Raw genomic sequence first — 11,548 nt, forward strand, 5'->3', positions numbered from 1 at the left:
ATGGAATTAGCAAACAATCCATTAGGCTTGAGAATAGTGAATACCACTCGCTATGTGACTCCTTTACGTGAAGGAGGCTCCATGCCAGGAATCATAGAAGCTGATGATGGCTTCAACTATGTACTGAAGTTTAAAGGTGCAGGTCAAGGCACCAAAGCATTGATTGCGGAACTAATAGGTGGAGAAATCGCGCGCATGTTAGGTTTTAATATGCCTGAGTTGGTGTATGTAAACTTGGCGGAAGGATTTGGTCGTCTGGAAGGTGATGAAGAGATTCAGGATTTGCTTCAAGGAAGTGTTGGTCTCAATCTGGGCTTGCATTATTTGTCAGGAGCAATCACATTCGATCCAGTGGCAACGGATCTTGATCTGAAACTATCTTCTCAAATCGTTTGGTTGGATGCCTTACTAATGAATATGGACCGAACTGTTCGTAATACCAATATGCTTTGGTGGCATAAGGAGCTTTGGCTCATTGATCACGGTGCTTCGCTTTACTGGCATCATAGCTGGAACAAAACCGATGGTAAGCAACCGTTTCCAATAGTTTCCAAACACGTGTTGCTTCATAAAGCCAATCAACTAGATACTGTCGATGCAGAATTTCGTCCGTTGCTAAGTGAGGAGGTTATTGATCGCATTGTCAATTCCATTCCTGATGATTGGCTGGATGACCGATCATTTGAAACAGCCGATGCTCAACGACAAGTCTACAAAGACTTTCTAATTACTCGTGTGTCCAATTCTCAACTATTTGTAAAAGAAGCTGAAGATGCAAGACAATCACTTGTTTGAGTATGCGATGATTCGACTCGTTCCTCTGGTAGAGCGAGGTGAATTCATCAACATTGGAGTAGGACTTTATAGTTCTGGCCATCGATTCTGCGATTGTGTATTTCATTTGGATGCAGAACGCATCAATGCTCTATTCAAAGAAGTAGATGTGGAGCTTGTTCAGCAATATGTAAATTCCTTTGAGAAGATCTGCCGAGGAGAAAAGGATGGAGGACCAATTGCTCAGTTATCCATGCCTGAGCGTTTTCGTTGGTTGACGGCAAGTCGTAGTACGATTATTCAGTGTTCTCCAGTTCATATCGGCTATACCCAAAATCCTGAAAAGAGCTTAAAACGGTTGTTTGAGGAGATGGTGGGGTAGGTTCTTCATATCAATGTTTTAAGTTTTAAGTGATTTGAAGAACCCGTTTGAAACTAAAGTCGTTATTATTGATATTCGTACATTCGAATAAAAGACTAAGCAATGAAATTTTATAGTAGAAAGTGGATCAAACCGGAAGATTTAAATCCTAACGGAAGTCTTTTTGGAGGTCAGTTACTCAGCTGGATAGACGAGGAAGCAGCCATTTTCGCCATGTGTCAATTGGGGAATAACAAACATATTGTTACCAAATTCATTTCAGAAATTGACTTCAAGAGTTCAGCTAAGACGGGTGATATCATCGAAATGGGAATGGAAGTGGTCAAGTTTGGTCAATCTTCACTTACACTAAAATGTTTGGTACGAAATAAGGTCACCAAAGAAGAGATCATCACCATCGATAAAATCGTATTTGTGAATCTGGATGCAGATGGAAAACCACAGCCACATGGAAAGGTTGAAGTAATTAACGATTTGCCTGAATAGTGAATTTGAATGTTCTATTCAATAGGTAAGTCATTTCCTGAATTGCGATGTTTAAGTCGTTTGATGACTAGAAACCCCACAAGTATGAAACCGTATATCCATATCAAAACATTAAACGCATTCATTTGGCTTTTTTTTTGGATTTGTTTTTTCGTGATTGGGAATAGCGTGTGCTGCTCGGATTGGATTTGATAGATGTCATTTTTTTCACTCCAACTCACGAATCTTTGCCATTTATTCGGGAAATATACGGTTATGGAATCTTCTGGTTTAATTTCATTGAATAGAGGCTCGAATTGGCTGTGAAAAGTTTCATCAAGGCGGTAAGTTTCCAGGTTGTTTTCAAATAAAATGATCAATCGTTGGACGGATGAATTTGATCTTCCTCCTGATGACTCCCACGTGGTATTGATATATCTCACTTTACTTGTGCATGTTTCTAGATCCAAAAGTGAAATTCGGCTCATGTAGAAATGCCCAATAAAACGGTAAATAGTTGTTCGCTTCTAAAAGCAAGAAAGTACTCTTCTCACTAGTGAGATAAAGGCTGCTTCTGTTACCCATGATTTGGCTGGTTGATAAAAAAATGTGTAGCTGTCAATGAAGTCATCTACATACTATAGCTACCACCAAACTAATCAAATTTTCAGAGATCTAAGACCTAGCCAAAAATCTTATCCAGCATCATTTGGCAGATGTCAGTAGGTTGTACCGTTTCGCTGATGTTAGGATCTTCTGAGATAAGAATGGCCTTATCTTCATGTGCAAGATTGATCTGACCATGACTTCCTTTTACCAGAGTTGCGTCTAGAGGAATAACATCCATCACCATTCGGAAACCAAGCTTCTTCTTCATGACTTTCCAGATGATTTTTGGAACAATCAATTTTTGCTTTGGATCGAGGAACATCTCTACTGGATCATATCCAGGTTTCTTGTGAATGTCCACCATTCGGGCATAGTCTGGCGCTTTGGCATCATCTTCCCAGAAATAGTAAGTAAACCAGCTGTTTGGTTCGCTTACTGCAACAAGTTCACCCGCTCGAGGATGATCAATGTGGTATTCCTTCTTGCCTGTATCGTCTAAAACCAAAGCTATTCCTGGTGTGTCTTTGAGGATCTGATACACCTGTTCTTTCACACCTGGATCATTGATATAGACATGAGCAATCTGATGATCTGCAACAGCAAATGCTTTACTGACTCCCGGATCTAAAAGCTCCGTTCCTCGCTCTTCACGAACCGCGATCAAACCATGTTTTCTAAGAATGCGATTGATATGAACTGGAGTATCTACGTTGGTTATTCCATACTCACTCAATACCATTAGTTCTCTGCCAAGAGCCTCTAGTTTTGGAATGAAGTCCGCACATAAAGCGTCCAGTTCTCGCAGGTCTTTGATGGTAAGATCATCTAGCTGACCGAATTTCTGCTGCACATAATCCATGTGTGGAAGGTATACGAGCAGCAAAGTCGGGTCTTGTTCTTTGGCGACAATTACAGAAGCATCAGCAATCCATTTACTCGATTTAATACTTGTTTTTGGTCCCCAGAAATCAAACAATGGAAAAGTACCTAACTCAGATTGCAGGCGATCTCGTAAACTTGCTGGCTGAGAGTAGCAATCTGGCAGCTTTCGTCCATCAGCCAGGTACTGCGGACGTGGTGTAACTCCATAATCTGCAGACGAATACATGTTGTACCACCAAAACATGTTAGCAACGGTGAAGTTCGGATCTTGCTTGCGAGCCATGTCCCAAACTTTGTCGCCTTCAACCAATTTATTGGATTGACGCCATAAGTTTACTTCACTGACATCACGGAAATACCATCCATTGGCTACAATTCCGTGCTCAGAAGGCCATTTTCCAGTCAGGTATGTGGATTGAACAGAGCAAGTAACTGCTGGCAACACTGGTTCAATGCTTCGCACGGACTTTTCTTTCATCCATTTGCTTAGAAACGGTGCAGATTCTTCATTCAGGATTCTCTGAGAAAGACCAACCAGGTTAAGGACTGCTAGCTTTTTCATCGTGTTACTGTATTTAAAACCCACTCCAATTCTCTGATGATTGACGCATCAATGTCCTTTTTCAATGCAGAAGGTAGTACTCCCCAGGTATAGGTTTCTACTTCCAAATGCGAACAAAAAGGCTTCTCTTTCCAGAGCGATAATAGATTGACAATCTCGTCTTGTGTGCTTTTCAGATTGCCATAGGTCTCTGTAAATAGCGGAACATGGTAATGTGTTCTCAACTCGGTAAACTGATCATTATCGATTTCCTTCAGGGCAATGTCCAGGTCCTTGAATCGTGTTAGTTCTCCATCGAGTTGTTTCAGAACGGCTTGATGTAAGTAATTAGGCTCCACAAAGTTTTGCAAGTCTGCTTTGATGCTCATCCGATCAGACAGTGTTCCTAAACTAGCTTTTAATGCTGCACTTATTTGAATTTTACCAACAGGTATATCCAACGCACGAAGTTGCTCTACTGATGGAGCTGCTTCTTCATATTCTACGGCATAGTGACAGATGTCGTAGCACAGCTGAATGTGTTCCTTTACTTTGGTTTTTGCTTCTACTTTGGAACATTCAAAAGCTTCCGTGATGATGCTCAATTGCTCTCCAAGTAAGAATTTCTGATAATAGTCGATGAATTCCTGTCCAGTCTCCAGCAATCCGTCTGGCTCAGGTTCCATGTCTATGTGAATGGATTTGCCAGTTTGTTGCTTTAGCTCTTGCAAATGAATCATAAGATCCATTAATTGAGCGGTGCAAGTCGTTTTTACCTGATCGAAATCTTCCTGTTGATGCCACCAACGATAGGATAGAGGAGAAGTAGATATTCCCCCAATAACTCCTTCTGGTAATAATTGCGCAAGAATATCAGCTAGTCTCTTGGTATAAGCCAATCTCTCAGGAGTGGTCCAATCTGGTGCATGCACTTTGTCTTTAATTACCTGATCATGAAATCCACCATAAGGAAATCCATTCATGGTAAAAACATAGCAGTTTGCTTCAGTGAGCCAGCTTTTTAATGCTGATAGGTGCTCAGCCTTTGCCAAGTCGATGGACGCTTCATTGGAGAGTCTTAAGCCTATTCCAAAAGGTTGGTCAGGACTAACTTGTGCTTTAATTACAGGAATATGCGTTTTCAAATTGGAGAACGTATCTTGCCAACTTTCTCCCGGATGAATATTGCTGCAATAGCTTAAATGACTATTCGGTTGGAACTCCATAATCGCTTAATTTCTTTGTTTTAGGAATAAAATGGACTCTTCTATCAATTGATGATCCATTTCATGTACTTCTCGTGGTTGACCAATGCCGTCGAGCAGCATGATCGTTAATTCTCCACCCAAATGCTCTCGGAATTCTTCTAAACCAGCAATCAGTTTAGGGTTGATCTGATCTCCTGATTCATCAGTCAATTGTGAATGGAAAAGCTCAAAACCAAGTTGTTGAATGCAATTCAAAATCGTTTCACATGCTTCTCTAGAAAGCCAACCTTTTTTCATGGCATAGACATTGTCAATGGCCAGTCCAATAGCTACCGCTTCACCGTGACGCACATCAAAGTCAGTAAGTTGCTCCAGTTTATGCGCTGCCCAATGACCAAAGTCGAGTGGGCGAGAGGAACCTTTCTCAAATGGATCGCCATTGGTGCTGATGTGTACCATATGAAGCACTGCACATCGTTCCACCAATTCCATCATCACTTCCAGATTGCGATCATTAAGTTGGTCTACATGATCCACAATCCAGTGAAAGAATTCTGGATCTTTCAATAAGGACACTTTAATCGCTTCCGGAATTCCAGCACGCCAGTCTCTTTCAGAGAGAGTCGTCAAAAACTCCTGATCACAAATCACCCCAACAGGTGGAGCGAATGTTCCAATGAAGTTCTTTTTACCCTGGAAGTTGACGCCATTTTTCACTCCTACTCCTGAGTCATTCTGAGAAAGTACTGTTGTCGGTATGCGTATATGGCGAATGCCACGATGACCAATAGCGGCAACAAGACCCACCATGTCCAAAATAGCCCCACCACCAATAGCAATCAGAAACGCATGGCGATCAATTTTAGCGGTATCGATGTATTCAAGTCCTTGAAAAACAAGGTTCATGTCGTTCTTTACTGGCTCTCCACCAGGGAGAACCAATGGTTCTGCAGCCAAATCAATGTTGTGTGCTTCACAGTAGGCTTTGATGGAATCATTAAGTGAATAATGATGCTCCAATACTCCCGAATCAATAGCAAAAGCCACTTTGATTGGGAATCGCTCACTGTTTTCTTTCAATACATTGATCAGAATGTCATTGGCAGGGTCAAATACCTTGCTTGTGAATTGAACCTCGTAATTGTATTCAATACTAAAAGACTGTTTGCTCATGTTACGTTACCGCGAAATATTTTGATAAGAAAAGCGAAATAGGGAGTAGGCAAAGAATAGCCACCGCAAGTTGCCAGGAGCTAAAACCGGCTGCATAGCAGGCATTCAGTGGGATTAGTGAAAGTACGCCCATTTTGACGGCTTTCATGATGAATTTGGGCTCATTGACTTTGTAAGCTTTGATTTTGGCGAAGAGGTTCATGCCCCACCATAGTGTTACAAAAGGGATCAAAGTCATCCAATTAATGTATCCATATACTGCAAGACCAGCCAATAGAATCACCACAACTGCATCTAGCGACATGGCTAATGCAACAGCTTTGCGGTTATTGCCAACTACCTCGCCTTGACTAGTCAAGGTGATGGCTCCTATGAAGATGATAGGTAAAATGGCAATTGGCCACATGGTGTACAACACCGGAAGTGAAATAGATACTCCAAGGAGTAAGTTTAGGCCACGGCAAGTACCCATCACTACCGGACCAAAGAACGTATGATGCTTGGCCCATTTGTCATAAACGGTAGCGCCTATCGCTGTAACTACAGCAATGAGTCCGCTAACGGGAGACACTAAGGAAGCCAGAACAATTCCAATGATATAAAGTACAAGAGCCTGAATCGTTGCGCTGGTTCGACTGACTTGTCCACTTGGTAAAGGTCTTTCCGGACGCTCTACTTTATCCAGTTCGTAATCAAACACATCGTTAAACACCACGCCGCCACCGTATAAACCAATCGTCGCAAGCATCAGGTAAATGATGTTGATCACCTCAGCTGATTGAAATGTAGCCAAAGTAAGCCCAGCAATAGAAGCTCCGGCTAATATATCAGCCACAGCAGTGACCAGGTTAGCCGGACGCATCAAAATAAGGTAAGGTTTAATAGCCATTTAGTTGGCAACTATATTGTCAGAAGATCCCTGTTTAGGTGTTTGTCCACGCAGTACACAATTGCCTTCATGAAGATCTGCCTGATCTATCGAATAGTCTTCCCAATCAGATTCTTTCATGTTGCCACTTTTGCTATAGACTTCCAGCGCGTTTTGGTAGCAGGTTTTGTGCACATCTTCTTTAGAAATTCCTTTCTCTAGCATCAAATGAGCCGTTTTTGGAACGGAAAGCGGGTCACTAACGCCCCAGTCTGCTGAGCTGTCTACGATGATTCTTTCTGAACCATATTGTTTCACCACTTCCACCATTCTCAGATTACCCATTTTAGTGTTCGGATAAATGGTAAAGGCAGTCCAATAACCTCTGTCAAGCACTTCTTTACAAGTCTCTTCGTTGTTGTGGTCAATGACTACCATCGATGGATCTACACCATGCTCTTCCAGTACATCCATAGATCGGTAAGTGCCTTTTTTCTTGTCTCTGTGTGGAGTATGAACGAGAATAGGTAATTCTACCTCTTTTGCTAATTCAATTTGCTCACGGAAGAAGCGATCTTCAGCTTCAGTCTGATCATCGTATCCAATTTCTCCGATGGCTACCACGTTTTCTTTGTGCACATATTGAGGAAGTAATTCCATTACCTGCTCCGCAAGTGGTACGTTGTTGGCTTCTTTGGAATTAAGCCCCATGGTGCAGTAGTGCTTGATGCCAAACTGTGAAGACCGGAACTGTTCCCAACCTACCAGGCTACTAAAGTAATCTTTGAAAGCTCCAGCCTCTGTTCTTGGTTGACCCAACCAAAAGGCTGGCTCGATGATCGCTACTATTCCAGCTTTGCGCATGGCTTGATAGTCATCCGTAGTGCGGGAAGTCATATGGATATGTGGATCGATAAATCGCATCATTTTCAGTTTTGGTTTTCTAAAGCTTGCCCGAGTTCATCCCAGGACTTGTTGGTGGTTATGTTATTTTGAGCAGCCCAGTCTTTAGCTTCCGCCAATTCAGTTTCCTGAATCATCAAGGCAATAGCTTCCTGTTCCAGACTGTCAAACGTTTTAAATTTCTCTATGATCTCCTTCAAAAGATCGCTATCAAATCGCTCTTTGGCGAGTCTCCATAGCTCAGGGACTACCTGACGACCAGCAGCCCAGCGTTCATGTGCAAAGTCGATGAGGGTAGAAGTGAGGTTCTCGTTGTTTCGTTCCTCTAAACCAACAATTCGATAGATCGGTCGGTTCATGAAGATGGCCTTTAAGACCACTTGATTCCATGCTCCTTCCGAAAAATAGGTTTCAGCGAATGGGTTGTTCAGTGCAATGGCATCAAATACTGGTTGCATGTTGGTGCGAACTCCTTCTACTGCCTGCTCGGTGAAGTCTTTTACATTTTCCAGGAAGAATAGTCCTTTATACAATGCGACCTGCTCGTTCATATCAGCAGTACTAAAAAGTTGCGTAATCCACTGGTGATTGTACTCAGTGCTAATTGCTGACATCAACCTAACTCGGCACAGTTGATCGATTGACCAATAGATTGGGTTGAATCCGGGATAGCTTTTTAGTAATTCTGTTAAACTATTCTCATCCACATGTAACTTCTCAGTGCCTATTTTCTTAGGTGTCATCCCAAACGCCAGGAAAAATGCTCTGGATGTATCAGAAGATTGAACTTCAGCATACTTCTTCTCAAACCATTCATTTGCCTGGGGTGAGAGTTGTTTGCTGATAAATTGATGGAGGTATTCAGAAGTAGTTGTCATTGTCAAAATGTACTCTTGGCTCAAAATTAAGCAGCTAAACCGAAATAGTGTACACTTTTTTGACGATCGAAAAGTTGGTGGATAATGGATAGAGGTGAAACTTTCTGATAGTCAGACAAAAGGAGTGTTAACCTCCTTTTGTCAAAGATTGTCAGTGTTTAAGTTTTTTCTTTAAATGGTTGTAATTAGAGTTTTGCTTGGTTTGATCAATCAATATTGAAAATGATCTGAACCCGTCTATTTTTTGATCTTTCTTCTGGAGACTTACCTGTAGTTAAAGGAATAGATTCTCCCTTTCCAAGATGACTTATTTGGGATTCTGGTATCCCTTTAGCGATCAGTTGTTTTGCGATAAACTCAGCTCTTTGTTCGGATATTTTCTGATTCACTTCTTCACTTCCAAGATTACAGGAGTGGCCAATTACGGTTATTTGAACATCCGGTTGAAGTGCGTAAATTTTAGCCGCTGCATTCACCACTTTTTCCTGATTAGAAGATACAATCTCATCATCTGAGTTTAATTCAAAAATGATGAGCATTTCTTGTGTTTCGAAGGTTGAGTTGATAGAGTCAAGTTCTTCCTCCGTTAATAAAGGAGTAGTTTCTATTAATTCTTCAGGTTCAGGATTAGAGATGATTTCCTCAGGTTCTGAAATTTTAATTGGTTCGTTTTTAGTTATTTCTGGCTCGTAAACTTCCCGATTTGCAATAGGTAAGGTGACTGGGGATGTTTCATTAATTACTTGTCGGGGTTTCTTACAGAGTTTTATGCCCAGCATGATTTCATGTGACTGGTAGATTTGCTCAGAACCGAGTTCATATCCATAATTCAAGTTGAACTGGTCGTTGAGGTGTATTTCTGCTTTGACATAAGCTCCATTATTAGTTCTGTACCCAGCACCCAGTCCAAATTGGTTGTTCCATAAAGTACGCAAGCCCATATCAGCACCATTACCAATTTGGTTTTGCTTGTATAATGCGACACCCTGAACCAGCCATCGATCATTATGTACAAGGTTGTAGCTAGAATGAATTATATAGTAATCATACCAATTGTGCGTTTCTTCAGACTTGTGAAAATCAGGGTGGAACAATTGTGGAAGAGCCGCTCCAAACTGAAATCGGTTGGTTTGAAAGAGTATACCCAAATCAGATTTTATGCCCATTGCATTGGGATCTGCCGTTAAAATAAAATCTGAATAATCTGTAGCAATGATTTCAGATAAATCTAATCGCCGATGGCCAAAGCCAACTGAAGCGCCAAAATGAAGTGATGAGGTTGACGTTAAATTTACTTGATAAGCATAGCTGGCTTTTGCGTTAAGGTTTGAAATCAAATTGATTGATGCATGGCTTACGAATAGCCCTAAACCCTGTGATTGACCAAGCTTTGAGGTAGCACTCAAATAAACCTGAGTTGGGCTGCTGGAAACACCTGTCCATTGTTTTCTATAGCCTGTATGAATATCCCAACATTGATTTAACCCAATAGAAGCTGGGTTGATCAGGTAGTAATTTTGCTGATACATGTTGCTGATATCTGCCTGACCAAAGAGATTAAGAAGACATGCGAAAAATAAGCAGTATAAGGTTGAATGTTTTTTCATGTTATCTAACTCTTAGTAAGGTGATTGCTCCGGTTTTAACAGATGCTTCTGAGCAGGAAATAGTATAGTAATAGGTTCCTTCAGGTAGTGATTGGCCATTATATCTTCCATCCCAGCTATTGTCATAGCCTATGCTTTGATAGACTTGTTTTCCCCATGCATCCACGATCTTAATTTGACAGTCATCAAGCAACCAATTACCCTTTACCTCCCAATAGTCGTTTTTACCATCTCCATTGGGACTAAAGAAGTTGTTGATTTCCATTTCTTGATTGATAGAAATGGTTATATTATCACTTGCCGAACAGCCGTTTTCGGAATAAGCCCAAACCGTGTAAGTAGTGGTTTTTTGTGGAGAGGCTGTAGGGTTTTGCGTAAATGGATCATCAAGGCCTTCAGTGGGTGTCCACTCAAATTCAATAGCTTCTGTAGTTGTTGTGTTGATTGTGTGAGTAAAACCTGCATCGATGGTTGTGTCGTCCCCCGCATCAATGGAAACAGGAGCATAACGAGTTATTGAAACCGAACATGAGGCAGTGTTTCCACTAGGATCAGTTGCTAAATATTCATTAACAGTAGTGCCGACTGGAAACTCGGAACCACTTGGTATGCCTGAAATTAATTCAACTGTCACATAGCAATTGTCTAAAGCTGTAGGTGATTCAAAATGAATAATGGCATCACAGCTAGTTATATCATTTATGCATTGGATGGTTGGTTTCGTATTATCTGCTGGAATGACGTTGAATGTACAGGTTTCAGTGTTTCCATTACCATCATCGGCTGTAAGTGTGATGGGTTGTGTAGAGTTGATGACCATACCGACAGCCGGAGATTGAGTGACGGTCACCGAACCACAGTTGTCACTGGTAGTTGCCAGAGAAGTGTAATCTGTAAGTGTAAACTCGCAGTTGCTGTCAAAACTCACATTTTGATCCGCTGGACAAGTAATGGTTGGTTTCGTATTATCTGCTGGAATGACGTTGAATGTACAGATTTCTGTGTTTCCATTACCATCATCAGCTGTAAGTGTGATGAGTTGTGTAGAGGTTATGACCGTACCGACAGCCGGAGATTGAGTAATAGTGACTGTACCACAGTTGTCGTCAGTTGTTGCCAGAGCGGTGTAGTCTGTTAGTGTAAACTCACAGTTGCTGTCAAAACTCACATTTTGATCTGCTGGACAAGTGATGGTTGGTTTGGTGTTATCCTCTGGAATGACGTTGAATGTACAGGTTTCAGTGTTTCCATTACCATC

General features: G+C 41.4%; 12 protein-coding genes. 3 read left to right on the forward strand and 9 right to left on the reverse strand.

Annotation, left to right across the window (positions count from 1 at the left end; all coding sequences use genetic code 11):
* From NXS00_RS23420 to NXS00_RS23430, 3 genes are all read left to right on the forward strand, one after another.
* Positions 1-795 (forward strand): HipA family kinase, encoded by a 795-nt coding sequence (locus tag NXS00_RS23420; protein ID WP_258101719.1) that lies wholly within the window; start codon positions 1-3, stop codon positions 793-795.
* Positions 773-1,156, forward strand: coding sequence for a DUF3037 domain-containing protein (locus NXS00_RS23425; protein ID WP_258101720.1), 384 nt, complete (start codon positions 773-775; stop codon positions 1,154-1,156). The genes NXS00_RS23420 and NXS00_RS23425 overlap by 23 nt, the downstream gene beginning before the upstream one ends.
* 102 nt (positions 1,157-1,258) lie before the next feature.
* Positions 1,259-1,642 (forward strand): acyl-CoA thioesterase, encoded by a 384-nt coding sequence (locus NXS00_RS23430; protein ID WP_258101721.1) that lies wholly within the window; start codon positions 1,259-1,261, stop codon positions 1,640-1,642.
* 14 nt (positions 1,643-1,656) lie between these two features.
* On the opposite strand, the gene NXS00_RS23435 is transcribed toward NXS00_RS23430, so the two are convergent.
* The 9 genes from NXS00_RS23435 to NXS00_RS23475 form a co-directional block, all read right to left on the reverse strand.
* The gene (locus NXS00_RS23435; protein ID WP_258101722.1) at positions 1,657-2,109 is read right to left on the reverse strand and encodes a hypothetical protein; all 453 of its coding nucleotides are present in this window, start codon (positions 2,107-2,109) and stop codon (positions 1,657-1,659) included.
* Positions 2,110-2,303: 194 nt separating this feature from the next.
* The gene (locus NXS00_RS23440; RefSeq protein ID WP_258101723.1) at positions 2,304-3,674 is read right to left on the reverse strand and encodes an alkaline phosphatase family protein; all 1,371 of its coding nucleotides are present in this window, start codon (positions 3,672-3,674) and stop codon (positions 2,304-2,306) included.
* Complete coding sequence (gene eboE / locus NXS00_RS23445) at positions 3,671-4,879, reverse strand: metabolite traffic protein EboE (RefSeq protein WP_258101724.1); 1,209 nt, start codon at positions 4,877-4,879, stop codon at positions 3,671-3,673. The genes NXS00_RS23440 and eboE overlap by 4 nt, the downstream gene beginning before the upstream one ends.
* 6 nt (positions 4,880-4,885) lie before the next feature.
* The gene (locus NXS00_RS23450) at positions 4,886-6,034 is read right to left on the reverse strand and encodes a 3-dehydroquinate synthase (RefSeq protein WP_258101725.1); all 1,149 of its coding nucleotides are present in this window, start codon (positions 6,032-6,034) and stop codon (positions 4,886-4,888) included.
* 1 nt (position 6,035) lies between these two features.
* The gene (eboC, locus tag NXS00_RS23455; RefSeq protein WP_258101726.1) at positions 6,036-6,923 is read right to left on the reverse strand and encodes a UbiA-like protein EboC; all 888 of its coding nucleotides are present in this window, start codon (positions 6,921-6,923) and stop codon (positions 6,036-6,038) included.
* A complete protein-coding gene (locus NXS00_RS23460; RefSeq protein ID WP_258101727.1) occupies positions 6,924-7,829 on the reverse strand; it encodes a TatD family hydrolase in 906 nt (301 codons plus the stop codon).
* 2 nt (positions 7,830-7,831) lie between these two features.
* Positions 7,832-8,683 (reverse strand): EboA domain-containing protein, encoded by an 852-nt coding sequence (locus tag NXS00_RS23465; protein ID WP_258101728.1) that lies wholly within the window; start codon positions 8,681-8,683, stop codon positions 7,832-7,834.
* Between the two features lie 206 nt (positions 8,684-8,889).
* Positions 8,890-10,290, reverse strand: a complete 1,401-nt coding sequence (locus NXS00_RS23470) for a PorP/SprF family type IX secretion system membrane protein (protein WP_258101729.1) — start codon at positions 10,288-10,290, stop codon at positions 8,890-8,892.
* Position 10,291: 1 nt separating this feature from the next.
* On the reverse strand, positions 10,292-11,548 hold a 1,257-nt coding region (locus tag NXS00_RS23475; RefSeq protein WP_258101730.1), incomplete at its 5' end, for a T9SS type B sorting domain-containing protein.

Origin of the sequence: Marinoscillum pacificum (assembly GCF_024714495.1) — a bacterium.
GTDB lineage: Bacteria > Bacteroidota > Bacteroidia > Cytophagales > Cyclobacteriaceae > Marinoscillum > Marinoscillum pacificum.

Coding starts and splice junctions, on each gene's coding strand:
- NXS00_RS23420 (WP_258101719.1), top strand. CDS start 1: ATGGAATTAGCAAACAATCCATTAGGCTTGAGAATAGTGAATACCACT.
- NXS00_RS23425 (WP_258101720.1), top strand. CDS start 773: ATGCAAGACAATCACTTGTTTGAGTATGCGATGATTCGACTCGTTCCT.
- NXS00_RS23430 (WP_258101721.1), top strand. CDS start 1,259: ATGAAATTTTATAGTAGAAAGTGGATCAAACCGGAAGATTTAAATCCT.
- NXS00_RS23435 (WP_258101722.1), bottom strand. CDS start 2,109: ATGAGCCGAATTTCACTTTTGGATCTAGAAACATGCACAAGTAAAGTG.
- NXS00_RS23440 (WP_258101723.1), bottom strand. CDS start 3,674: ATGAAAAAGCTAGCAGTCCTTAACCTGGTTGGTCTTTCTCAGAGAATC.
- eboE (WP_258101724.1), bottom strand. CDS start 4,879: ATGGAGTTCCAACCGAATAGTCATTTAAGCTATTGCAGCAATATTCAT.
- NXS00_RS23450 (WP_258101725.1), bottom strand. CDS start 6,034: ATGAGCAAACAGTCTTTTAGTATTGAATACAATTACGAGGTTCAATTC.
- eboC (WP_258101726.1), bottom strand. CDS start 6,923: ATGGCTATTAAACCTTACCTTATTTTGATGCGTCCGGCTAACCTGGTC.
- NXS00_RS23460 (WP_258101727.1), bottom strand. CDS start 7,829: ATGATGCGATTTATCGATCCACATATCCATATGACTTCCCGCACTACG.
- NXS00_RS23465 (WP_258101728.1), bottom strand. CDS start 8,683: ATGACAACTACTTCTGAATACCTCCATCAATTTATCAGCAAACAACTC.
- NXS00_RS23470 (WP_258101729.1), bottom strand. CDS start 10,290: ATGAAAAAACATTCAACCTTATACTGCTTATTTTTCGCATGTCTTCTT.